This window comes from Halomonas heilongjiangensis (assembly GCF_002879645.1).
GTDB classification, from domain to species: Bacteria; Pseudomonadota; Gammaproteobacteria; order Pseudomonadales; family Halomonadaceae; genus Halomonas; species Halomonas heilongjiangensis.
Window position 1 is genome coordinate 1 of record NZ_PNRE01000080.1, and the last position, 23,878, is coordinate 23,878.

Below are 23,878 nucleotides of genomic sequence, written 5' to 3' on the forward strand. Positions count from 1 at the left end.
TGATCGGCTATCGGCTTCGCGGCCTCGGCCGGCTTGGCTGCCGTCTCGGCGGGTTCCGCCTTTGCCTCGCCCCGAGCGGGCTGGACGCCGTGCGCATCGGTTGCTGCCGGCGCCTCGGTGGCCTCTGCCTGCAGGCGTTTCTGCTCGGCCTCGGCCCTGGGATTGATGGCGTGCTGGCGAGTCCGGCTGCGCGGGTTGTTGCGGGTACGCCTGGGCTTGCCGTCATCCACGGGGTCCGCCGGCTTCTCGGCACTCTTCTCGACGGGTTTCTCGACGGGCTTCTCGACCGGCTTGTCGGCGGGCCTGTCGCCTCCCCTCTGGCGCCGGGGAGCCTCCTCGCGCGGCTTGGCGGCCTCCTGCTGCTGTCCGCGGCCCTGCTGGCGATCGCCGTCCTGGCGCCCGCGGCCACGTCCACCGCGTCCGCCACGGCCCTCGGTGGTCTCGGCCTTGCCCTCGCCGCGCTCGCCTTCCTGGCGGGGCGAACGACGGTCATCGCCGCGGCGCTCGTCGCTGCGTGGGCGGCGCTGTCGACCGCCACGGCCACTGCGATCGCCACGCTCCTCGTCACTCGGGGCGGGCTTGCGCGAGTCCTGGCCGGCGCGCTGCGTGACGCTGTCGCGTGCGGGCGATTTCTCGCCCACGCCGTCGGGCGCTTCGTCGCTGCCGAGCAGCTTGGCCAGCCCCTTCACCAGACGACCCAGCACACCGGCCTGGGGCTCGGGGGCGGGAGGGGCGGCCTTGGTGACCGGGCTCGGCGCGGGAGCGGGGGGCTCTTCCTGTTGCAGCGAGGCGGGCGCCGGCTCGTGGTGGATCACGGTCTTGACGGCGGCCTCGGCACGCTGCATCGGCTTGCCGAAGGTGGCGTCGGGCTCCTTGCCCACCTCGGTGTCGGTGGAGAGTTCGAAGCTGGACAGGTTCGCCGCCCCTTCTTCATCCACATGATCGTCGCGTAGCCGCTGCACGTCGTAGTGGGGCGTGTCCATGTCCGGGCTCGGCAGCAGCACCACGCGAACGCCCTGGCGACGCTCGATGTCGGCCAGCACGTTGCGCTTCTCGTTGAGCAGGTAGGTGGCCACCGGGACCGGCAGGATGGCGCGGATCTGGGCGCTGCGCTCCTTCATCGCCTCTTCCTCGATCAGGCGCATGATCGAGAGGGCCAGGGAGCGTACGTCGCGGATGGTGCCCTGGCCGTCGCAGCGCGGGCAGACCACGCCGCTGGTCTCGCCCAGCGAGGGGCGCAGGCGCTGACGCGACATCTCCATCAGGCCGAAGCGCGAGATGCGGCCGATCTGCACCCGGGCACGGTCGAGCTTGAGGGCGTCGCGCATGCGGTTCTCGACCTCGCGCTGGTTGCGCGCCGGGCTCATGTCGATGAAGTCGATCACCACCAGGCCGCCGATATCGCGCAGGCGCAACTGGCGGGCGATCTCGTCGGCCGCCTCCAGGTTGGTCTGCAGGGCGGTCTCCTCGATGTCGCTGCCGCGGGTGGCCCGGGCCGAGTTGATGTCGATGGAGACCAGTGCCTCGGTGTGGTCGATGACGATGGAGCCGCCGGAGGGCAGCTTGACCTCGCGCTCGTAGGCGGTCTCGATCTGCGACTCGATCTGGAAGCGCGAGAACAGCGGCACCTCGTCGGCGTAGAGCTTGATCTTCTGCTGGTAGGAAGGCATCACCTGGCGGATGAAGCCCAGGGCATCCTGATGGACCTTTTCGCTGTCGATCAGCACCTCGCCGATGTCCTGGCGCAGGTAGTCGCGCATGGCGCGGATGATGACGTTGGACTCGCGGTAGATCAGGAAGGGGGCGGGGCGCTTGCCGGCTTCGGCGGTGATCGACTCCCACACCTGGACCAGGTAGTCCAGGTCCCACTGCAACTCTTCGGGGGAGCGGCCGATGCCGGCGGTGCGCACGATCAGGCCCATCTTGTCGGGCACCGTGAGCTGGCCCATGGCGTCCTTGAGCTGGCTGCGCTCATCGCCCTCGATACGCCGGGAGATGCCGCCGGCCTTGGGGTTGTTGGGCATCAGGACCAGGAAACGGCCGGCGAGGCTGATGAAGGTGGTGAGTGCCGCCCCCTTGTTGCCACGCTCCTCCTTGTCGACCTGGACGATGACTTCCTGGCCCTCCTTGAGGACCTCCTTGATGCTGGGGCGGCCGGCAGGCTCCTTGACGAAGTACTCGCGGGAGATCTCCTTCAGCGGCAGGAAGCCATGGCGGTCGGCGCCGAAGTCGACGAAGGCGGCTTCCAGGGAAGGTTCGATGCGGGTGATCTTGCCTCGATAGATGTTGGCTTTCTTCTGTTCCCGGGCACCGGACTCGATGTCCAGATCGTAGAGGCGCTGACCATCGACCAGTGCGACGCGCAGCTCTTCGGGCTGGGTCGCATTGATGAGCATCCGTTTCATAGTGTCTCGCTAGTCTTGACGCGCCGGGGGCGGTCGTCGACGTAGGCGAACCTCTGGGTGCTGCGTGCTTGTGCTCAGCGCATGTCGCGGATGCGCAGTAGCGCCCGGCCGTGCCGGAACGAGGCACATGAGCGGTTCCGGTACGGCATGACCATGTTGAGTACGGGGCGGAGGCAGGACATGTTTCGGTGGGATATCACCCATCCGGCCCTGCGGTCACCGCCAACACCTGGCATTCATCGATTCGCCAACGCCGGCCTCCGGCACGATGTTGAACGTTTCCCGTGGCCTGCGTTCGCCCCATGACAGCGGGGAGAACGGGGATCCGGGCGTGGCGTGAGTATCGCTTTCTCGTTTCTTGCTTTCGCTGCTCGGCGGCGGGACGTCATGGTAGCGGGCGTCGTCGCGGCCTGATCTTTTCGCTCCGGCCTGCGTGTCTGTCGTGCAGGCGCACCATCGGGCCAATCGGGCCCATTGAGGCGAGTCAGCAATATAACAGTAAAGGGGAGGGAGCAGCAATTGGCGCAGGACGCTCCCCGGTGCGATAGAATGCGGCTTTTACGGCTGGTTGGCAGTGGAGACTCGGCATGGCCGAAGGGCGCGACGTGCAGTGGGTGGAAGTGACCGAGGGCCAGGTGGGCCAGCGGGTCGATAATTTCCTGATGACGCGCATCAAGGGCGTGCCGCGGGCGCTCGTCTACCGCATCGTCCGCAAGGGCGAGGTACGGGTGAACAAGAAGCGCGTCAAGGCCGACACGCGCCTGGCGCTGGGCGACATGGTGCGTATTCCCCCCCTCAGGCTGACCCCGCGTGAAGCGGTGCGCGAGGTCAGCGACAACCTGCGCAACCTGCTCGCCGGTAGCGTCCTGGTGGAGGGGCGCGACTGGCTGGTGATCAACAAGCCGGCGGGGCTCGCCGTGCACGGCGGTAGCGGGGTGAAGATCGGTCTGATCGAGGCGCTGCGCCAGGTGCGCGAGGATCTCGACTTTCTCGAGCTGGTCCACCGCCTGGATCGTGACACCTCGGGCTGCCTGTTGCTGGCCAAGTCGCGCCCGGCGCTGCTCGCCCTCAACGAGTCGCTCAAGCAGCACCGGATGGACAAGCGGTACCTCGCGCTGGTGGCGGGGCGCTGGCCGGCGCGGCGCGACTTCGTCGCCGCTCGCCTGGAGCGCTTCGAGCTCGCCAACGGTGAGCGCCGGGTGCGTGTCGACCCGGCCGGCAAGGTCGCCCGCACCCGCTTCGCGGTGCGCGAGGCCTTCGAGAAGGCCACCCTGGTCGAGGCCGAGCCGGTCACCGGCCGGACCCACCAGATCCGCGTGCATGCCGCCCATGCCGGCCACCCGCTGCTGGGCGACGACAAGTACGGCTCGCGCGAGGGCGAGCGGCTGGCCGCCGGTCTCGGCCTGTCGCGGCTGTTCCTGCATGCCGCCGCCCTGACCTTCCCCGAGCCCACCAGCGGGCGTCCGGTGCAGATCAAGGCCCCGCTGCCCGACGAGCTCGAGGCGGTGCTCGCCCGGGCCCGGCGAACTTCCTGAGCAGGAGCGCGCATGCGTTATCGACTGGTGATCTTCGACTGGGACGGCACCCTGATGGACTCCGCCGCCCGTATCGTCTCCTGCATGCAGGCCGCGGCGCGGGATGCCGAATGGGGGGAGCTCTCTGCCGAGAGCGTGCGCAACATCATCGGCCTGGGCTTGCCCGAGGCGATCGCCGCCCTCTGCCCCGGCATCGACGTCGAGCGCGCCGAGCGGCTGCGCAGCCGCTATGCCTTCCATTTCGTCGAGGGCGACACCACGCCCATGCGCTTCTTCCCCGGTGTGGAGGCGGGGCTCGTCCGGCTCCTCGGCAACGCCGACCAGCGCCTGGCGGTGGCCACCGGCAAGAGCCGCCGGGGGCTCGATCGGGTCTTTCGCGAGAGCGGTAGCGGGCGCTGGTTCCATGCCAGTCGAACCGCCGACGAGACCCGCTCGAAGCCTCATCCGCTGATGCTCGAGGAACTCCTCGCCGAGCTCGGCGTCGATGTCGGCGAGGCGGTGATGGTCGGCGATACCGAGTACGACCTGGAGATGGCCCGGGCCCTGGGCATGGACCGGGTGGCGGTGACCTATGGCGTCCACGCCCCGGCGCGGCTGGCCGCCAGCCGCCCGGTGTTCACCGCCGAGGCGGCCCCCGAGCTCTTCGACTGGCTTCACGGAGCCTAGGCAGGACTTCAAGGACAGGGTGATCATGAGCGACGACAAGCGAGAAGACCGCTGGACCGATGGGCCGGAGCTGGAGCCGGACGAGGCCCGCGAGGTGCGTCGGCAGCGCGAGGCACCGCCTGCGCCGCCGGTCGAGGATGCCGAGACGCTGCGCGAGCGCCAGCGCCTGGCCCAGATGGAGATGATGGATCGCTGGATCGGTGGGGTGCTGGTGGAGCAGCGCCGCTCACGGCGCTGGAAGCTGTTCTTCCGCTTCTTCTTCGCGCTGCTGATCCTGGCATCGCTGGCCGCCACTCTCTACGGAGTCTTCGGGACGCCGAGCCCCGGGGCGCCGGCGGGCCCCCACCTCGGCGTGGTCAAGGTGAAGGGGGCGATCGACAGCGAGTCACCGGCCAGTGCCGAGCGCATCATCGAGGGGCTTAACCGCGCCTGGGATGCCGAGGGGGCCGCGGTGGTGGTGCTGCACATCGACAGCCCCGGTGGTAGCCCGGTGCAGTCCCGGCGCATCTTCGATGAGGTGATGCGTCTGCGCGGCGAGGGTGACAAGCCGATCGTCGCGGTGATCGAGGATGTCGGGGCCAGCGGCGCCTATTACATCGCCGCGGCGGCGGACGAGGTGATCGCCGCGCCGGCCAGTCTGGTCGGCTCGATCGGCGTGATCTCCGCCAGCTTCGGCTTCGAGGAGGCCATCGAGCGGCTGGGCGTCGAGCGCCGGGTCTATGCCGCGGGGGAGAACAAGGCCTTCCTCGATCCCTTCTCGTCGGTGGCGCCGGAGCAGCGTGCCTTCTGGCAGGCGGTGCTGGAGACCACCCATCGCCAGTTCATCGACGACGTGCGCCAGGGGCGCGGCGATCGCCTGACCGATGACGAGCGGTTGTTCAGCGGGCTGATATGGAGTGGCGAGCAGGCTCTCGAGCTGGGGTTGGTCGATACCATCGGCAGCCTCGACAGCCTGGCCCGGGAGCGACTGCCCGAGCCGCGGGTGCGCGACTACACGCCGCGCCTCGACCCCTTCGAGCGGATCTCTCGGCAGTTCGGCCGGGTCGCCATGGAGTGGCTGGGGGTGCCCACCGGCCAGTCGCCGCTGCGCTATCAGTTGCCCTGAAGCGCCAGCGCCTGGAGTCTGGAGTCTGGAGTCGCGGCTTACCCGGCGACAGGCCCCGGGGTGCCGGACCATCGCTGAGGCGCTGTGAACCCTTCCCTGGGCGCTACCTTTTCCATCCCTGGAAAAGGACCTCCGCTTCGGCCTGTCCCCGGCGCCGCTCACCTGGTTGGCACTACCTCAGCGGATCCAGCCCCGCCTCGCGCAGCAGGGCGCAGAGGCGGATCAGCGGCAGGCCGATCAGGGTGTTGGGGTCGTCCCCCTCGAGCTTCTCGAAGAGGGCGATGCCCAGCCCCTCCACGCGGAAGCTGCCGGCGCTGTCCAGTGGTTGTTCGCGCTCCACGTAGCGGGCGATCTCGTCCTGGCTCAGTGCGCGGAACACCACCTCGTAGCGCTCGTGGCAGACTCGGTGCCGGCCGCGGGCGGTATCGACCAGCGCCAGGCCGGTGACAAAGCGCACCCGCTGGCCCGAGAAGCGCGTCAGGTTGGCCCGAGCCGTGGCCGCGTCGCCCGGCTTGCCGAGGATCTCGCCCGCGAAGACCGCCACCTGATCGGAGCCGATGATCAGATGGTCCGGCCAGTCGTCGGCCAAGCGGCTGGCCTTGGCCAGTGCCAGGCGGTGCACCAGTGCCTCGGGCGATTCGTCGGGTCGCGGGGTCTCGTCGATGTCGGGGCTGGCCCAGGCGTAGGGGATTTCCAGGCGGTCGAGAAGCTGGCGGCGCCAGCGGGAACCTGAGGCGAGGACGAGGCGTGGCATGGGCGTACTCCCGGGCAGTGAAGGAATGATGGTGACCCATTGTAATACCGGGTGACGGTGGCTTTGACAGGGGCTGGGCGAGTGCCTATCATTGCGCGCCTATGTTGACCACACGACTCCCCAGCAGGGTCGAGCCCTACAAGCTCGCCGCCCGCGCCGAGCACCTCGAAGGGCTGATGGCCCTCGACGGCTTCGCACGCCTCACCGACGAGGTCGGGGCCCAGGGCGGCGACTGCCGCGTCTGGCTCGATTTCGGCATCGACGCCCAGGGGCGCCGGGTGATCCGTGGACGCCTCGAGGCCGAGCTGCAGTTGCCGTGCCGACGCTGCCTCTCGCCCCTGGCGCAGCACGTCGAGAGCGAATTCCTGCTGGGCATGGTCACGAGCGACGCTCTGGCGGCCGAGCTGCCGAGCACCCACGAGCCGGTGCTGGTGGAAAACGAACAGCTGAACCTGCTGACGGTGGTCGAGGATGAACTGATCCTCAGCCTGCCTCAGGTGGTTTACCACGACGAGGCCGACTGTGAGGTCTCTCGCGACCAGCTGACCAGCGGGGCGGATGCCGAGGCGGCACGCGAGCCCGCTGCGAGCCCGTTCGAGGTGCTCAAGCGCCTCAAGGGCAAACACTGATTCATCATCGATTGCACTCTGGAGTGACATCCCATGGCAGTTCAACAGAACCGCAAGACCCGTTCCAAGCGCGGCATGCGTCGCAGCCACGACGCCCTCAGCGCTCCGGCCCTGGCCCAGGACAAGGAAACCGGCACCACCCACCTGCGCCACCACGTGGCACCGGATGGCTTCTACCGGGGTCGCAAGGTCGTCGACGCCTGAGGCGACGACGACTTCCCCGGTGACAGCTGGCCGCTGACGTGCGGATTGCCATCGACGCGATGGGCGGCGACCTCGGTCCCCGTGCCACCGTGCAGGGGGCGGCCAGCGCGGCCATCCAGGACCCTCGCCTCGAGATCCGGCTGTTCGGCCCACGCCGGCAGCTGCAAGACGAGATCTCTCGCCTGCCGCGGCAGCTCGCCGCGGCGGGCTCGCGTCTGGACGTCGCAGATGCCGGCTCGGCCATTGGCCAGGCGCAGCGGCCTTCCGATGCCCTGCGCCACGGTCGCGATACCAGCATGGCCAGGATGCTCGACTGCGTCGCCAGCGGTGAGGCCGTGGCCGGTGTCAGTGCCGGCAATACCGGGGCGTTGATGGCCCTGGCTCGGCGCGCCCTGGGGACGGTGGCGGGGATCCCGCGGCCGGCCATCAGTACCGCCATCCCCACCCGTGACGAGGGGCGCTGCTATCTGCTCGACCTGGGGGCCAATGTCGAGGCCTCCGCCGAGCGTCTGGTGGACTTCGCCCTGATGGGCGAGGTGATGGCGCGGCACGTGGATGGCGTGGCTTCGCCGCGGGTGGCGCTGCTCAATATCGGGGTCGAGGGTACCAAGGGCACGGCCAGCGTGCGCGAGGCCGATGCCCGGCTGCGCCGGCTGCCGGGCATCGCCTATTGTGGCTTCGTGGAAGGTGATGGGGTCTTCAGCGGTGCCGCCGACGTGGTGGTCTGCGATGGCTTCGTCGGCAATGCGGTGCTCAAGGCCAGCGAGGGGCTGGCGAGGATGCTGGTGGAGCGGGTGCAGGTCGCCTTCGATGCCCACTGGAGCAGCCGTTTGGTGGGTGCCCTGGCGCGACCGACGCTGCGGCGCTTGAAGAACGAACTGGACCCGGTGCGCTACAATGGCGCCAGCCTGCTCGGCCTGGCCGGCATCGTGGTCAAGAGCCACGGCAGTGCCGATGCCACCGGTTTCCATTATGCGGTGGCCCGTGCGGTGCAGGAGGTGAGTCGGGACCTGCCCAGCCGGCTCGCCGCCGAGCTCGGCCAGCGACGGTCGGCTGTCGCCTCGATCGGCGATGCCGGTCGAGCCGACAGCGGATCCATGATCCTCGCACCGGACGAGCCAGGCTCGGCCGGTGACGATGAAAGCCAACAAGAGCAAAGGTGATAGACATGACTCAACCCCTTGCCCTCGTGTTCCCCGGGCAGGGTTCCCAGCAGATCGGCATGCTGCGGGAGCTGGCGGAACGCTACAGCGTGGTGCGGACCACCTTCGAGGAGGCCGCGGACGCCCTGGGTTACGATCTCTGGCAGGTGGTTCAGGAGGGGCCGGAGGAGGCCCTCAATGCCACCGCCTGCACACAGCCGGCGCTGCTCAGTGCCAGCGTGGCGATCTGGCGAGTCTGGCAGGAGCTGGAGGGGCCGCGCCCCGGCGCCATGGCCGGTCACAGCCTGGGCGAGTACAGCGCCATGGTCTGTGCCGGCGCCTTGTCCTTCGCCCAGGGGGTGCGCCTGGTGAAGCTGCGCGGCGAAGCGATGCAACAGGCGGTGCCGATGGGCGAGGGCGCCATGGCGGCGATCCTCGGCCTCGACGACGCCGTCGTGGAGCAGGCCTGTGCCGACGCCGCCAAGGGTGATGTGGTCTCGGCGGTCAACTACAATGCCCCGGGGCAGGTGGTGATCGCCGGCGCGAAGGCGGCCGTGGAGCGGGCCATCGTGGCGTGCCAGGAGGCCGGGGCCAAGCGCGCCATGCCGCTGCCGGTCTCGGTCCCGTCGCACTGTGCCCTGATGCGCCCGGCCGCCGAGCGCCTGGCCGCGGCCATGAACGAGATCGAACTGCGCGCGCCGCGCTACACGGTGATCCAGAACGTCGATGCCCAGGCCCATGCCGACGTGGACACCCTGCGCACGCGGCTGCTCGAGCAGCTCTATCAGCCGGTGCGCTGGACCGCCTGCGTCGAGGCCATGGTCGAGCGCGGTGCCGAAGTGTTCATCGAGTGCGGGCCGGGCAAGGTGCTGACCGGTCTCAACAAGCGGATTGCGCGGGGCAGCAAGGGGCTGGCGGTCAATGACCCGGACAGCCTGGATGCGGCCCTGGAGCTGGCCCGTGACGTGGCCGGACAGTCACCGTCAGCCGATGGCTGACGCCACCCCCATCCAGGACGAAGGCGGAATCACCATGACAAGCGAGCGTAGAGTTGCCCTGGTCACCGGCGCGAGTCGCGGCATCGGCCGGGCCATCGCCCACGAACTGGGTCGCCAGGGACGCGTCGTGATCGGCACCGCGACCAGCGATGCCGGTGCCGAGCGCATCGATGCCGACCTCAAGGCCCAGGGCATCGAGGGCGCAGGTCGCAAGCTGGACGTCACCGACCAGGCCAGCGTCGATGCCCTGGTCAAGGCGATCGGCGAGGAGTTCGGGGCGCCGACCATCCTCGTCAACAACGCCGGCATCACCCGTGACAATCTGCTGATGCGCATGAAGGAAGACGAGTGGGATGCGGTGATCGACACCAACCTCAAGTCGGTCTACCGCGTCAGCAAGGCCTGCCTACGCGGCATGACCAAGGCCCGCTTCGGGCGTATCGTCTGCATCAGCTCGGTGGTGGCCACCATGGGCAACCTCGGGCAGACCAACTATGCTGCGGCCAAGGCCGGCATGGAGGGCTTCACCCGGGCCCTGGCCCGTGAGGTGGCGTCTCGCGCCATCACCGTCAATTCGGTGGCGCCGGGCTTCATCGCCACCGACATGACCGAGGCGCTGCCCGAGGCGCAGCACGAGGCGCTGCTCGGCCAGATTCCCCTGGCGCGTCTCGGCCAGCCCGCAGAGATCGCGGCGGCGGTGGGCTTTCTCACCGGCGAGTCGGCGGGCTACATCACCGGCGAGACCCTGCACGTGAACGGCGGCATGAACATGCGTTGACGGCCGCGTGGTTCGGCGGTTGCGCCGGCCCGAGGGCGTCTATAAACTACCCCGCAGCTTTTGGCTTGCGGTTTTGAAACGGCTGGTTATCAGAACGGCTAACGTGAACGACTGGAGTACGTCATAATGAGCACCATTGAAGAGCGCGTGAAGAAGGTTGTGGCCGAGCGCCTGAACGTCAAGGAAGAAGATATCCAGAACTCCTCTTCCTTCACCGAGGATCTGGGAGCCGATTCCCTGGATACCGTCGAGCTGGTCATGGCGCTCGAAGAGGAGTTCGACACCGAGATTCCCGACGAGGAAGCCGAGAAGATCACCACCGTCCAGGAAGCCATCGACTACGTCAACGCCCACCAGTAAGCCGGTGGCGGTCGACACCGCTTGCTGACGTGCCGGAGGCACGGCCTCCCACGAAAGCCGCCCTGACCCCAGGGCGGCTTTCGCGTATCTATGCCGCGGCAGTGGACGTCTTGCCATGGCGGCACAGGGCGGGGAGACTCGGGTATAATGCGCGCAATGGCGGCCCCGGGTGATCGGGGGTCGCGTCACCAAGTTTGTCTGGAGGAAAGCTGATGGCTCGTAGAAGGGTTGTAGTGACCGGGCTCGGTCTGGTCACACCGGTGGGGAATTCCGTGGAGGAGAGCTGGACCAGCATCCTGGCCGGCAAGAGCGGCATCGCCCCCATCGAGCACTTCGATGTCAGCGGCTTCAACACGCGCTTCGGCGGTTCGGTGAAGGGCTTCGATATCAGCCCCTATCTCAATCCCAAGGACGCCCGCAAGATGGACCTGTTCATCCAGTATGGGGTGGCGGCGGGTGCCCAGGCGATTGCCGATGCCGGGATCGAATGCACCGAGGAGAATGCCGGTCGCATCGGGGTGGCGATCGGCTCCGGCATCGGCGGGTTGCCGATGATCGAGCACAACCACAATGCGCTGCTCAAGAGCGGGGCGCGGCGCATCTCGCCGTTCTTCGTGCCCGGCTCGATCATCAACATGATCTCGGGCAACCTGGCGATCCAGCACGGCTTCCGTGGCCCCAACATCGCCATCACCACGGCCTGCACCACGGGGACCCACAACATCGGCTACAGCGCACGCACCATCGCCTACGGCGACGCCGACGTGATGGTCTGTGGTGGCGCCGAGATGGCCACCACGCCGCTGGGGCTCGGCGGCTTCTCCGCCGCCCGGGCGCTCTCCACGCGCAACGACGATCCAGCCGCGGCCAGCCGCCCCTGGGATCGCGACCGTGATGGCTTCGTGCTCTCCGATGGCGCCGGCGTCATGGTGCTGGAGGCCTACGAGCACGCCCGGGCCCGTGGGGCGACCATCTATGCCGAGCTGGTCGGTTTCGGCATGAGCGACGACGCCTACCACATGACCTTGCCGCCCGAGGATGGAAGGGGCGCGGCGATGTCCATGAGCAATGCCATCCGCGATGCGGGCCTGGATCCCGAGGTGATCGACTACATCAATGCCCACGGCACCTCGACCCCGGCCGGTGACCTGGCCGAGAGTCGTGCGGTGGAGCGAGTAATGGGCGAGGCCGCCAGGTCCGTGGCGGTCAGCTCGACCAAGTCGATGATCGGTCATCTGCTCGGCGCCGCCGGTGCGGTGGAGGCGGTGTTCAGCGTGCTGGCGATCCGTGACCAGGTGGCGCCGCCGACGATCAACCTGGACAACCCCCAGGAAGGGTGCCGGCTGGACTACGTGCCGCACACCGCCCGCGAGATGAAGATCGAGGTGGCGCTGTCCAACTCCTTCGGCTTCGGCGGCACCAACGGCACCCTGGTCTTTTCGAAGGTGTGATGGACGCAGCGAGGGCCCCGAACGGCTGGCCGCTGGATGATCGTGGCCCGGCCTATGGCGACGGGTTGTTCGAGACCGTGCTGCTGCGCGACGGCGAGCCACGGTTGTGGGCCGAGCACCTGGCCCGGCTCGCCCGCGGTTGTCGGGTCCTCGGCATCCCCCTGCCGACCCTGGCCGAGCTGGAGCGCCCGCTGGGCGAGGCCGGCGAGGGGCTGGCGGTGCTCAAGTTGATCCTGACCCGCGGCAGTGGCGGCCGAGGGTATCTGCCGCCGGCGGAGCCCGAGCCGCGGTTGCGCTGGCAGCTCCTTCCCTTCTCACCGGCAGCCGAGCGCTGGGAGGCGGGCGTGCGGGTGCGTCACTGCCGATTGCGCCTCGGCCTCCAGCCGGCCCTCGCCGGCCTCAAGCATCTCAATCGCCTGGAGAACGTCCTGGCCCGGGCCGAATGGTCGGATGCCGATACCGCCGAGGGGCTGCTCTGCGACAGCGAAGGGTGCCTGGTGGAGGCCACCTGCATGAATCTGTTCTGGCGGCACGATGGGCGGCTGGAAACCCCACGGCTCGATCGCTGCGGGGTGGCGGGCACCCTGCGCGAGGCGCTGCTGGCCCGGCTGCCGATCCACGAGGTCGATGCCCGCCCCGAGACGCTGGGGAGCGTCGAGGCGCTGTGGCTCGGCAACTCGGTACAGGGCCTGTGGCCGGTGATCCGGCTCGATGACGCCCGGGGCCGGGCGCTCCGGCACTGGACGATCACGCCCGATCATCGGGCACTGCAGGCCGAGGCCCACGACCTGTTGGGCCACCCCCTCCCGGCATGAGCGCAAGGCGTGTACCGGGAGCCTGACTGAACGAGGAAGTGCATGTTGCGTGTGGTGAAGATCCTGCTGGTGTCGGCCGTCCTGGCCGGGGTGGCGCTGTTCGCTGGCTACCGGTACTGGGAGTCCAGGCTCGCGGCGCCGATCGCCGTGGACGAGCCGACCCTCTACGAGGTACCGCGCGGTGCCGGCTACAATCGAGTGGTGGTCGACCTGGCCAGCCGCGGTGTCATCGAGGACGACTGGGCCTTCCGCCTGCTCACCCGGCTCGAGCCCGAGTCGGTGCCACGTCTGCGCGCCGGCGAGTACATGCTCGAGCCGGGGATGAGTGGGCGTGAGATGATCGCGCTGCTCGGCAGTGACCGGGTGGTCACCTACCCACTGACCATCCCCGAGGGCTGGACCTTCCGTCAGATGCGCGAGCTGCTCGACCAGGCGCCCAAGCTCGACAACCGCACCGCCGGGCTCTCCGACGAGGAGGTGATGGCATTGCTGGATCGCGAGGACGTCTTCCCGGAAGGCTGGTTCTTCCCGGACACCTACCGGTATCACAAGGGGATGAGCGACCTGGAGATCCTGCGCCAGGCCTTGGTCCGCATGGAGGGCATCCTCGAGGAGGTGTGGGACGAGCGCGACGAGGACCTGCCCATCGACTCTCCCTACGAGGCGCTGATCCTGGCCTCGCTGATCGAGCGCGAGACCGGTGCGCCCGAGGAGCGCCGCGAGATCGCCGGCGTGTTCAAGCGGCGCATGGAGCGGGGCATGCGCTTGCAGACCGACCCCACAGTGATCTATGGCATGGGTGAGCGCTACGAGGGGCGCATCACCCGCGCCGACCTGCAGGAGGCGACATCCTACAACACCTACGTCATCGACGGCATGCCGCCGACGCCCATCGCCATGCCGGGGCGTGCCTCCCTGGAGGCCGCGGTGAACCCGCTGCCCGGCGAGACCCTCTATTTCGTCTCCCGTGGCGACGGTACCCATCACTTCTCGCGAACCCTGCGTGAGCACAACAATGCGGTGAACCGGTATATCCGCAATCGCTGATCCTGGAGCGGCATCTGTCATGAACGAGCGCGGACGTTTCATCACCCTGGAAGGCGGCGAGGGGGTGGGCAAGTCCACCAACCTGGCCCTGGTGGCCGACTGGCTCGAGGCGCGCGGCCTCGAGGTGATCCGCACCCGCGAGCCCGGCGGCACCCCCCGCGCCGAGGCGATCCGAACGCTGCTGCTCGACCCCGACGGCGAGGAGCCGCTCGATACCGATGCCGAGCTGCTGCTGGTGTTCGCCGCCCGGGCCCAGCACCTGGCCCGGGTGATTCGACCGGCACTGGCGCGCGGGGCCTGGGTAGTCTGCGATCGTTTCACCGACGCCACCTTCGCCTACCAGGGCGGGGGGCGCGGCATCGAGGATGCGCGGATCGCCGAGCTGGAGACCTTCGTCCAGCGCGGCCTCGGGCCCGATCTGACCCTGCTGCTCGACATGCCCATGGCGGCTGCCCAGCAGCGCCTGGAGGGGCGGCTCGGCCGGGAGGGGGGAGAGCGCGACCGCTTCGAACGCGAGCGCGCGAGCTTCTTCGAGGCGGTGCGTCGCGCCTACCTGGCGCGGGCGGCCGCGGCGCCCGGGCGTGTGGCGGTGATCGATGCCTCCGCCGACCTGCCGTCGGTACAGGCGCAGTTGGTTCGGGAACTCGAGGCACGGGTGGCGGCATGGCAGTGACGATGCCGGACTCCATCTCGCCGCTGCCGTGGCTGATGCCACGCTTCCGGGCCCTGACCGAGCTCGCACGGGTCGGGCGCCTGCCCCATGCCCTGCTGCTCTCTGGCCCGCGGGGCGTGGGCAAGCAGTCGCTGGCCGAGGCGCTGATCGGTTGGGTGCTCTGTGCCGAGCCCGGCGCGACCGCCTGTGGCCGGTGTCACGGCTGTCGCATGCTGGCCGCCGGCTATCATCCCGACCTGCTGAGGGTCGGCCCCGAGGAGGGCAAGCGGCAGATCCGCATCGGCCCGATCCGTGAGGTCAACGACTTCGTCGGCCAGACCGCCCAGCAGGGCGGGTATCGGGTGATCGTGATCTCGCCGGCGGAGGCGATGAACGTGGCCGCCGCCAATGCCCTGCTCAAGAGCCTGGAGGAGCCGGGTGACCGCACCCTCTTCGTGCTGCTTTCCGCTATCCCCTCGCGGATGCCGCCGACCATCCGCTCACGCTGCCAGCACTGGACCCTGGCCCCGCCAGCCGAGGCCGACTGCACCGCCTGGTTGGCCGAGCACCTGGGGAGCGAGGAGGAGGCGCGCTTCTGGTGGCGGGTGGCCGGCGGCCTGCCGCTGGAGGCCCTGGCCCAGGCCGAACCGGATGCCCGCACGCTTCGCCAGCAGCTCGTCGAGACCTTCGAGGCGCTGGTACGCGGCGGCGAGCCAGTGGCCGAGGCGTCGCGGCTGGATCGGCAGTCCACCGAGGCGATCCTGTGGTACGGTATCGCCTGGCTGGAGGACCTGATCCGCCTGGGGCTCTCCGGGAGGGGAGACGACCTGCGCAACCCGGACCTGTTGCCTCTCTATCGCCAGGCCGTCAAGAATGGCCGGGTACAGGACTGGTTTCGCCTGCTCGACTATGCCCGGGAACAGCGGCGGCTGCTCGCCGTGGGCGGCAACCCCAATCCGCAGCTGGTGCTCGAGGCCTGGCTGGTGCGCTGGTCCACGCTGCTGCGTTCCTGATCATTCCATCACGGATCCATTTCACGAGGTGTCGCCCATGGCCGCCCAGAAAGCCCTCTCCCTGACCATCCAGGATGTGCCGACCCTGCTTTCGGCCTACATGCCGTCGCTGGAGCGGGGGGGGATCTTCGTGCCCACCCGCGAGCGCTACGAACTGGGCCAGGAGGTCTTCCTGCTGCTGATGCTGCCCGGCGAGAGCGAGCGCGTCCCGGTCACCGGCCAGGTGGTCTGGGTCTCCCCGGAGGGGGTCGCCGGGCGCCGCGTGCCCGGCATCGGCATCCACTTCAGTGCCGAGGACCAGGCGGTCCGTGCCCGCATGGAAAGCCTGCTGGCCGGGCAACTGGACAAGGGTACGCCCACCTATACGCTCTGAGGGCTTCGGGCTTCGGGCTTCGGGCTGAATTCATTCACCTGGTATGTCATTCCATGTTTGTCGATTCCCACTGTCATCTCGACCGCCTCGACCCTCGTACCCATGACGGCGACCTGGCGGCGACCCTCGCGGCCGCCCGCGCCCGGGACGTGCGCCAGTTCCTGGCCATCGCCGTGACCCTGGAGGACGTCGCCCCCCTCGCCGCCATGGCCCGCGCGCATGACGACGTGGTGATCTCCGCCGGGCTTCATCCTCTCCATCGGGTGCCCGAGGAGCCGACCGTGGCGGCGATCAAGGAAGTGGCCGAGCGCTTCGAGGCGGTGGCCATCGGCGAGACCGGGCTCGACTACCACTATCTCGACAGCGCACCTGGCAAGGGCGCGGAGGCGGTGCCCTCGCGCGACGTGCAGCTCGAGCGCTTCCGTCGCCAGCTGATCGCCGCCCGCGAGCTGGAACTGCCGGTGATCGTCCACACCCGCGAGGCGCGCGAGGACACCCTGGCGCTGATCCGCGAGCACACCGACCCCCGAGTGGGCGGCGTGCTGCACTGCTTCACCGAGGACCTGGACATGGCCCGGGAGGCGGTGCGCCACGGCTTCTACGTCTCGCTCTCCGGCATCGTCACCTTCCGCAACGCCGCGTCGATCCGCGAGCTGGCCCGGCGCATTCCCCTGGATCGCCTGCTGATCGAGACCGACAGCCCCTACCTGGCGCCGGTACCGCACCGCGGCAAGCCCAATGAGCCGGCCTGGGTGGTGGAGGTCGCCGAGTGTATCGCCGCCGAGCGCGGCATCAGCGTCGACGAGGTGGCCATGCAGACCACCGCCAACTTCTACCAGCTGTTCCGCGCCGCGGCGCCCCGGGCTCCCGACGCGATGCGCGAGACCCTGGCCCGGGCCGGGCTGATCTAAGCTATGGGGGAATATCGTCCGGAGAGCATTGCCATGACCCTCGATCCGCTGCTGGCCCATATCGACCCGGAGGGCGAGATCCCGCCGGTGGCGTCCTGGCACCCCGAGCATCAGGGCGAGATGGACCTGGTGATCGCCGCCGACGGCCGCTGGATCCACGAGGGCGTGGCCATCGCCCGGCCGCGGCTGGTGCGGCTGCTCTCCACGATCCTCCGGCGCGAGGAGGACGGTGGCTACTGGTTGGTGACCCCGGCGGAGAAGCAGCGCATCCGGGTCGAGGATCGCCCCTTCCTGGTCGTCGGTGCCGAACCCGACGGGGCCGGCGGCTGGTGGTTGACCACCAATGTCGGCGACCGGCTGGGGCTCGACGGACAGCATCCGCTGAGCCTGAGCGAGACCCCACGTGGCGAGCTGGTGCCCGAGGTGCCGGTGCGCTTCGGGCTCGCCGCCCGGTTGGGCCGCAACGTCTACTATCGCCTGGTGGAACTGGCCGAGACCCGTGACCTGCCTGGTGGCGGCCAGGAGCTGGGCCTGGTGAGCGCCGGTGTCTGGCACCCCCTCGGTCGGCTGGAGGAGAGCGAGCGGCTCGACGGCGGGGCGGCATGCAGCTGACCGCCGAACAGCGGGCCGTGGTCGAGCACGGCGGCGGCCACGCCCGGGTCGCCGCCGTGGCCGGCTCCGGCAAGACCACCACCATGGTGGCTCGGGTGCTCCACCTGCTCGGCCAGGGCGTGCCGCCATCGCGGATCCTGGTGCTGATGTTCAACCGCTCGGCCCGCGAGGACTTCCAGGCCCGCCTGGCCGCCATGGCGCCGCCCGGGCAGCCGCTGCCCGACGTGCGCACCTTCCACTCGCTGGGCCACCGGCTGACCGGGAGCCTGACCCGCTGGGGAGTGCTGGCGCCGCGGGAACTGCTCACCGCCGACTGGCAACTGGAGCGGTTGCTGCGCCAGGCCACCCTGGCGGCGCTGGCCGACGAGCCCGAGGCCCGGGAGGCGGCGCTGGACGGCGAACGCCTCGAGGCACTGGCGCATTTCTGTTCGCTGGTGAAGGCCGAGATGGTCAGTCCCGCCGAGCTCTTCGCGCGGCTCGACTTCGGCGAGCAGACCGACCACTTCCCGGCGGCCTTCGTCCATGCCGAACGGCTGCTCGCCGACCAGGGGCTGATGAGCTATGCGGACCTGCTCTACCGCCCGCTCGAGGTGCTGGAGGGCGACGCCGGCCTGAGTCGTCGGGTTCAGGGCTTCCTCGACCACGTGATCATCGACGAGTACCAGGACATCAACGTGGCCCAGCAGCGGCTGCTGGCGCAGCTCGCCGGCCGTGACGCCGCGGTGATGGCGGTGGGTGACGCCAACCAGTGCATCTACGAGTGGCGCGGTGCTCATCCCGACACCATGCTCGAGCGCTTCACTGCCACTTTCGGCGAGGCCCGCGACTACCCGCTCTCCACCACCTTCCGCCATGGCCATGCCCTGGCCCTGGCCGCCAATCACGCCATCGCCGCCAACCGCCGGCGCCCCGACCAGCTCTGCCTGGCGGCCCCCGGCAACCCGGCGACCCGCCTGGCGGTCGGGCAGGGCGGGCGGGCGCTGCTCGAGGCCCTCGAGGCCTGGCAGCGGGAGGGGCGCCGGCTCGACGAGGCCTGCCTGATGGTACGCAGCTGGGCGCTGTCGGTACCGCTGCAGCTGGCGCTGCTCAAGGCCGGGCTGCCGTTCCGCCTCGCCCGGGAGGACCGCTTCGTCTTCCGCCTGCCGCTGGTGCAGGCCCTGGCCGGCTACCTGATGCTGGCTCGGGCGCCGGGCCTGTTGCAGGACCCGGGCCACCTGCAGCTGCTGCTGTCCCAGCCGACCCCCTTCGTGGCCCGGGAGCGGATCCAGGCCCTGGCCGTGCGCCTGGCCGAGAGCCAGCGCTGGCCGGAGCGCCACGACCCGCTGCTCGAGGGCCTCAAGCCCCACCAGCGGCGTACCCTCAAGCGCCGCTGGGCCCTGCTCTGCGAGCTGCCGAGGCATTCCGGCTGGCCGCCGGCCCGGCTGCTCGAGCACGTGGTCGAGAGCGTCGAGGCCGAGAAGGTGCTCAAGCGGGCCGCCGCCCGGCGCGACAAGGGCGAGGAGGACGTGCGCCTGCTCGATGTGCTGATCGAGCAGGCCGCCGAGCTGGGTAGCGACACCGAGGCGTTCGTCGAGCTGTTGCGCCGGCCGGTGGCGAACCGAGACGACGGGGTGCTGATCACCACCGTGCACGGTGCCAAGGGGCTGGAGTGGCCGCTGGTGCTGCTTGGCGGCACCAACGAGGAGGACTTCCCCCACTACAGCCGTGACAACCCGCTCACCCCTCGGCGCCTCGAGGAGGAGCGGCGACTCTTCTATGTGGCCATCACCCGGGCCCGGGAGCGGCTGCTGATCGTTCATGACGGCGGCGACCACCGCCCCAGCCGCTTCATCGCCGAGACCGCCTGGCAGGATTGCCAGCGGATCACCGAGCGCCTGAGCCGGGAGGGGGAGGGTGACTATCCGACGCCGCTGCCGGTCGCGTCTCCCGAACTGGTCGGGCGCTACCTGGCGATGCTCGGCCGGTCCCTGCCGTTGACCGCGGCGACCCCCGAGCCGGGCGGCAGCGCCGAGCCACCGCCCGCTGACGTCGAGTTCAGCGTCGGCCGACGCTTGCGCCACGCGGTCTTCGGCGAGGGCGAGATCGCCGTGGTGGAGGGCGATCCGGACAACCCGGTGATCGAGGTGCGTTTCCGGCAGGCCGGTCGGCGACGACTGATCGCGCGCCGGGCGCCCATTGAACTGCTCGAAGGAGTCCAGGCATGACACGCGCACTGATCACTGCCACCGAGCTGGCCGAGGCCCTCGGCGGGGCCAACCCTCCGCGGCTTCTCGACTGTCGCGCCCGGTTGGGGGAGCCGGAAGCGGGACGGCGACTATGGCGGGAGGCGCACCTGCCGGGTGCCCTCCACCTCGATCTCGACCGCGACCTGGCGGCACCGGCCGGCGAGGGTGGGCGACACCCGCTGCCCACACCCGAGACCTTCACGGCGACGGTGCAGCGCCTCGGCATCACGCCCGGGCAGCCGGTGGTGGTCTATGACGACATGGGCGGCCAGCTGGCGGCGGCCCGGGCCTGGTGGATGCTCGCCGTCTGGGCCGGCCATCCCGATGTGCGGGTGCTCGATGGCGGCCTCGCTGCCTGGCAGGCGACGGGGGGTGAACTGTCCGATAGCGACGCGGTGGTGCCGCCGCCCCCCGAGGCCTGGCACCCGGCCTACGACGAGGGGGCGCGGGTCTCGGCCGACCAGGTCTTCTCCGGTCGTGAGCTCAAGGTCGATGCGCGCAGCCACGAGCGGTTCCGTGGCGACGCCGAGCCGATCGACCCGGTCGCCGGTCATGTTCCCGGGGCGGTCTGTCACCCCAGCGCTGCCAACCTCACCGAGCACGGCCGCTTCAAGGCCGCCGAGATTCTGGCCGCGGAACTGCCCGACGCCCCGGAGGTGATCGCCTACTGCGGTTCCGGCGTCACCGCCTGTCACAACATCCTCGCCTATGCCGTGGCCGGCAAGCCCCTGCCGCGGCTCTATGCCGGCTCCTGGAGCGAGTGGATCCGTGATCCATCGCGTCCGGTTGCCCGGGGATAGGGGGCTCGTTTCCGCCGCGCGGGCAGGGGAGCGCGTCCACCGCTACGCTTACCATGACGGGATGGATGGGGAGCCGAGGAGGGCGGCGATGAACTTTGCATTGATCGGCGCGGCCGGCTATATCGCGCCCCGCCATATGCAGGCCATCAAGGAGACCGGCAACGAGCTGGTCGCCGCCTACGACATCAACGACTCGGTCGGCATCATCGACTCCATCTCGCCCGACTGTGCCTTCTTCACCGAGTTCGAGTATTTCCTCGAGCATGCCTGGCGACTCCGGCGCCGAGGAGAGGGGGCGCTGGACTATATGGCAGTGTGCTCGCCGAACCACCTGCATAGCGCCCATATCACCGCCGGCCTGCAATTGGGCTGCGATGTCATCTGCGAGAAGCCGCTGGTGCCGACGCCGGCGCTGCTCGACGAGCTGCGCTCCGTCGAGGGAGAGACCGGACGTCGCGTCTACAGCATCATGCAGTTGCGCCATCACCCGGCGATCCACGAACTGCGCGACAAGGTGATCGCGGAGGCACGCCAGACCAGGTACGAGGTGGAGCTCACCTACATCACCGTGCGGGGGCCATGGTACCTGGCCAGTTGGAAGGGCGATCCGCGCAAGTCCTTCGGTGTGGTGGCCGAGATCGGTGTGCACTTCTTCGACATGCTGCACCTGGTCTTCGGTGAGCTGCAGCGCCAGGTGCTGCACTACAGCGACGACCACAAGGCCGCCGGCTTCCTGGAGTACGAGAAGGCGCGGGTCCGCTGGTTCCTCTCCATCGATGCCGAGGACCTCCCGGAGAGCGTTCGTGGACGGCAATCGACCTATCGCAGCATCACCTGCGACGGTGAGGCCTTCGAGTTCTCCAATGGCTTCGACGATCTGCATTCCGTCAGCTATCGCGAGATCCTGGCGGGGCGGGGCTTCGGTATCGATACCGTGCGCCACTGCCTGGAAACCGTGCACAGCCTGCGGCTGGCGCGCCCCGAACCGCCCCGCGAAGGCGAGGCACACCCCCGGTTGCTGGCGCTCGACCTGGACGGCGGCTAGGAGGCAGCAGGCAGGTCACCGATCTCGCCGCCGCTGTCGGAGTAGCCGAGGGGCAAGCAGAAGGGCATGCCTCCGGCATGCCCTTCCGTCGGCGTGGCGGGGGAATCACATGTTGGGATAGTTGGGCCCGCCGCCGCCCTCCGGCGCTACCCAGGTGATGTTCTGGGCCGGGTCCTTGATGTCGCAGGTCTTGCAGTGCACGCAGTTCTGGAAATTGATCTGGAACCTGGGCTTGCCGTCGTCCCCCTCGACCACCTCGTAGACCCCCGCCGGGCAGTAGCGGCTTGCCGGCTCGGCGTAGGTCGGCAGGTTGTCGCGGATCGGCAGTTCCGGATCCTCGAGCTTCAGGTGGCAGGGCTGGTCCTCCTCGTGGTTGGTGTTCGACAGGAACACCGAGGAGAGTTTGTCGAAGGAGAGCTTGCCGTCGGGCCTGGGGTAGTCGATCTTCTCGAACTCGCTGGCCGGCTTGAGGGCGGCGTGGTCCGGGGTGGTGTCGTGGACGTTGGGCAGCCTGCCGCCGAGCAGCTGGTCGAGGAAGTTGTAGGCGCCACCGCCCACGGTGCCGTACTTGTGGATCGCCGGGCCGAAGCTGGCGCTCTCCTTGAGCTCGGCATAGGCCCAGCTCGACTCCCACTTCGCGGTGAAGGCGGTCAGCTCGTGGCCGCCTTCATCGCCAGACGCGATCGCCTCGAACACCGCCTCGGCGGCCACCAGGCCCGACTTCATGGCGGTGTGCAGGCCCTTGATCTTGGCGAAGTTCAGGGTGCCGGCGTCGCAACCGATCAGCAGGCCGCCGGGGAAGGTCATCTTCGGCAGGCAGTTGAGCCCGCCCTTGGTGATGGCCCGGGCACCGTAGGCCACCCGCTTGCCGCCCTCCAGGTACTGCTTGAGCACCGGGTGGTGCTTCATGCGCTGGAACTCGTCGAACGGCGCCAGCCAGGGATTCCGGTAGGAGAGGTCCATGATCAGGCCGACCACGACCTGCTGGTTCTCGGCATGGTAGAGGAACCAGCCGCCATGGGTGTGCTTGTCGAGCGGCCAGCCGGAGCCGTGCAGCACCAGCCCCGGCTCGTGCCCGTCGGCGGGCACGTCCCATAGCTCCTTGAGGCCGATGCCGTAGTGCTGCGGGTCCTTGCCCGCGTCGAGCTGGAAGCGGCTGATCAGCCGCTTGCCCAGGTGCCCGCGGCAGCCCTCGGCGAACAGGGTGTACTTGGCACGCAGCTCCATGCCCGGCATATGGCCATCCTTGGGCTGACCATCGGCACCCACGCCCATATCGCCGATCAGGATGCCGCGCACCACGTTGTCGTCGTCGATGATCACCTCCTGGGCGGCGAAGCCGGGGAAGATCTCCACGCCGAGGCCTTCGGCCTGTTCGGCCAGCCAGCGGCACAGGTTGCCGGCGCTGATCACGTAGCGCGTGAGGTCGCCGCCGGTATTGTGCATGCTCTTCGGCACCAGGGCGTTGGGCAGCTTCTGGGCCTTCGCGCCGTCCTTGAGCAGGTAGAGCTCGTCGCGAATCGCCGGGGTGGTCAGGGGCGCGCCGCGCTGCTCCCAGTCGGGGAACAGCTCCTGCAGGGCGCGGGGCTCGAAGACCGCCCCGGAGAGGATATGGGCGCCGACCTCGGAGCCCTTCTCCACCACGCAGACGCTCAACTCATGGCCGGCCTCATTGGCCTGCTGCATGAGACGGCAGGCGGCCGACAGCCCCGCGGGCCCGGCGCCGACGATGACCACGTCGAAATCCATGGATTCACGTTCTACTTGTTCCACCAGCACTCTCCTCCCTCGCCACCGACGCAGGGTTCCAGCGAATGCCACCAGCGTCGGAAGGTTTTTAAACGGTCGTTTGCTTCTCGATATTCTCCATGATAGGCATAATAGACGACTCGGGTCACCCCTACGATGGGCAATGTGCGGTCGTACCGCCTCTGGCCCGCCATGCGGGGGGGATTGTTGCCATGGTCCCGGCTGTGGCAAATTGGGTGAGTTTTTCGGGTGCGGCGCCTATCAAACGCTTGCATGAAACCCATAAGATCATATCAACCGGTTCTAAAGGAACGCTGATGCGCTCGCTGCCGAGCCGACATGGTCGGTATGTTCCTAACCAGACGGTTCGTTAGAGTGAACCAAGCGAGGACACCATGAAAGTACTCGTCGCGGTCAAACGCGTCATCGACTACAACGTCAAGATCCGGGTCAAGCCGGACAACAGTGATGTCGACCTCACCAACGTCAAGATGGCCATGAACCCCTTCTGCGAGATCGCCGTGGAAGAGGCGGTGCGCCTCAAGGAGCGCGGGGTGGCCACCGAGGTCGTGGCCGTGACCGTCGGCCCCAAGGCCGCCCAGGAGCAGC

23 protein-coding genes and 1 pseudogene are annotated in these 23,878 nt (G+C 69.1%); 21 read left to right on the forward strand and 3 right to left on the reverse strand.

Annotation, left to right across the window (positions count from 1 at the left end; genetic code table 11):
• On the reverse strand, window positions 1-2,405 hold a 2,405-nt coding region (gene rne, locus C1H66_RS17505), incomplete at its 3' end, for a ribonuclease E (RefSeq protein ID WP_102629167.1).
• Window positions 2,406-2,992: 587 nt separating this feature from the next.
• Between rne and C1H66_RS17510 the strand changes: the two genes are divergently transcribed.
• The 3 genes from C1H66_RS17510 to sppA are packed head-to-tail and all read left to right on the forward strand — an operon-like array spanning window position 2,993 to window position 5,711.
• On the forward strand, window positions 2,993-3,940 hold the full coding sequence (locus tag C1H66_RS17510; RefSeq protein ID WP_102629168.1) for an RluA family pseudouridine synthase: 948 nt from the start codon (window positions 2,993-2,995) through the stop codon (window positions 3,938-3,940).
• Between the two features lie 12 nt (window positions 3,941-3,952).
• On the forward strand, window positions 3,953-4,606 hold the full coding sequence (locus C1H66_RS17515; protein ID WP_102629169.1) for an HAD-IA family hydrolase: 654 nt from the start codon (window positions 3,953-3,955) through the stop codon (window positions 4,604-4,606).
• 25 nt (window positions 4,607-4,631) lie between these two features.
• A complete protein-coding gene (gene sppA / locus C1H66_RS17520; RefSeq protein WP_102629170.1) occupies window positions 4,632-5,711 on the forward strand; it encodes a signal peptide peptidase SppA in 1,080 nt (359 codons plus the stop codon).
• Window positions 5,712-5,883: 172 nt separating this feature from the next.
• Here the strand turns inward: sppA and C1H66_RS17525 are convergent, their stop codons facing one another.
• A complete protein-coding gene (locus C1H66_RS17525) occupies window positions 5,884-6,465 on the reverse strand; it encodes a Maf family protein (protein WP_102629171.1) in 582 nt (193 codons plus the stop codon).
• A gap of 101 nt (window positions 6,466-6,566) precedes the next feature.
• On the opposite strand from C1H66_RS17525, the gene C1H66_RS17530 reads away from it, so the two are divergent.
• From C1H66_RS17530 to C1H66_RS17610, 17 genes are all read left to right on the forward strand, one after another.
• Window positions 6,567-7,094 (forward strand): YceD family protein, encoded by a 528-nt coding sequence (locus C1H66_RS17530; protein WP_102629172.1) that lies wholly within the window; start codon window positions 6,567-6,569, stop codon window positions 7,092-7,094.
• A 33-nt stretch (window positions 7,095-7,127) separates the two neighbouring features.
• Window positions 7,128-7,298, forward strand: coding sequence for a 50S ribosomal protein L32 (rpmF, locus tag C1H66_RS17535; protein ID WP_102629173.1), 171 nt, complete (start codon window positions 7,128-7,130; stop codon window positions 7,296-7,298).
• A 38-nt stretch (window positions 7,299-7,336) separates the two neighbouring features.
• Window positions 7,337-8,461 (forward strand): phosphate acyltransferase PlsX, encoded by a 1,125-nt coding sequence (gene plsX, locus C1H66_RS17540; protein WP_102629174.1) that lies wholly within the window; start codon window positions 7,337-7,339, stop codon window positions 8,459-8,461.
• 5 nt (window positions 8,462-8,466) lie between these two features.
• Window positions 8,467-9,438, forward strand: a complete 972-nt coding sequence (fabD, locus tag C1H66_RS17545; protein WP_102629175.1) for an ACP S-malonyltransferase — start codon at window positions 8,467-8,469, stop codon at window positions 9,436-9,438.
• Window positions 9,439-9,472: 34 nt separating this feature from the next.
• Window positions 9,473-10,216: a 3-oxoacyl-ACP reductase FabG gene (gene fabG / locus C1H66_RS17550; RefSeq protein ID WP_102629187.1), complete on the forward strand. Its 744-nt coding sequence runs from the start codon at window positions 9,473-9,475 to the stop codon at window positions 10,214-10,216.
• 126 nt (window positions 10,217-10,342) lie between these two features.
• A complete protein-coding gene (acpP, locus tag C1H66_RS17555) occupies window positions 10,343-10,576 on the forward strand; it encodes an acyl carrier protein (RefSeq protein WP_008956801.1) in 234 nt (77 codons plus the stop codon).
• 212 nt (window positions 10,577-10,788) lie between these two features.
• Window positions 10,789-12,027, forward strand: coding sequence for a beta-ketoacyl-ACP synthase II (gene fabF, locus C1H66_RS17560; RefSeq protein ID WP_102629176.1), 1,239 nt, complete (start codon window positions 10,789-10,791; stop codon window positions 12,025-12,027).
• Window positions 12,027-12,842 (forward strand): aminodeoxychorismate lyase, encoded by an 816-nt coding sequence (pabC, locus tag C1H66_RS17565; protein WP_102629177.1) that lies wholly within the window; start codon window positions 12,027-12,029, stop codon window positions 12,840-12,842. The genes fabF and pabC overlap by 1 nt, the downstream gene beginning before the upstream one ends.
• A gap of 42 nt (window positions 12,843-12,884) precedes the next feature.
• A complete protein-coding gene (gene mltG, locus C1H66_RS17570; protein ID WP_102629178.1) occupies window positions 12,885-13,889 on the forward strand; it encodes an endolytic transglycosylase MltG in 1,005 nt (334 codons plus the stop codon).
• 19 nt (window positions 13,890-13,908) lie between these two features.
• A complete protein-coding gene (gene tmk, locus C1H66_RS17575) occupies window positions 13,909-14,562 on the forward strand; it encodes a dTMP kinase (RefSeq protein WP_102629179.1) in 654 nt (217 codons plus the stop codon).
• Window positions 14,553-15,554, forward strand: a complete 1,002-nt coding sequence (locus C1H66_RS17580; protein WP_240618377.1) for a DNA polymerase III subunit delta' — start codon at window positions 14,553-14,555, stop codon at window positions 15,552-15,554. The genes tmk and C1H66_RS17580 overlap by 10 nt, the downstream gene beginning before the upstream one ends.
• 37 nt (window positions 15,555-15,591) lie before the next feature.
• On the forward strand, window positions 15,592-15,927 hold the full coding sequence (locus tag C1H66_RS17585; protein ID WP_102629181.1) for a PilZ domain-containing protein: 336 nt from the start codon (window positions 15,592-15,594) through the stop codon (window positions 15,925-15,927).
• A 53-nt stretch (window positions 15,928-15,980) separates the two neighbouring features.
• A complete protein-coding gene (locus tag C1H66_RS17590; protein ID WP_102629182.1) occupies window positions 15,981-16,838 on the forward strand; it encodes a TatD family hydrolase in 858 nt (285 codons plus the stop codon).
• Window positions 16,839-16,871: 33 nt separating this feature from the next.
• Window positions 16,872-17,450 (forward strand): DUF1285 domain-containing protein, encoded by a 579-nt coding sequence (locus tag C1H66_RS17595; RefSeq protein ID WP_102629183.1) that lies wholly within the window; start codon window positions 16,872-16,874, stop codon window positions 17,448-17,450.
• On the forward strand, window positions 17,441-19,654 hold the full coding sequence (locus C1H66_RS17600; protein WP_102629184.1) for an ATP-dependent helicase: 2,214 nt from the start codon (window positions 17,441-17,443) through the stop codon (window positions 19,652-19,654). Before C1H66_RS17595 ends, C1H66_RS17600 begins: the two co-directional genes overlap by 10 nt.
• Window positions 19,651-20,475, forward strand: a complete 825-nt coding sequence (locus tag C1H66_RS17605; protein ID WP_102629185.1) for a sulfurtransferase — start codon at window positions 19,651-19,653, stop codon at window positions 20,473-20,475. The genes C1H66_RS17600 and C1H66_RS17605 overlap by 4 nt, the downstream gene beginning before the upstream one ends.
• Before the next feature lie 88 nt (window positions 20,476-20,563).
• A complete protein-coding gene (locus tag C1H66_RS17610; RefSeq protein WP_102629186.1) occupies window positions 20,564-21,520 on the forward strand; it encodes a Gfo/Idh/MocA family oxidoreductase in 957 nt (318 codons plus the stop codon).
• Window positions 21,521-21,625: 105 nt separating this feature from the next.
• Here C1H66_RS17610 and C1H66_RS17615 read toward each other — a convergent pair whose 3' ends face one another.
• Entirely contained in the window at window positions 21,626-23,293 is a 1,668-nt protein-coding gene (locus C1H66_RS17615) for an electron transfer flavoprotein-ubiquinone oxidoreductase (RefSeq protein ID WP_102629188.1), read from the reverse strand.
• Between the two features lie 371 nt (window positions 23,294-23,664).
• On the opposite strand from C1H66_RS17615, the pseudogene C1H66_RS17620 reads away from it, so the two are divergent.
• Window positions 23,665-23,878 (forward strand): annotated as a pseudogene (locus C1H66_RS17620) (electron transfer flavoprotein subunit beta/FixA family protein); the annotation flags it as partial.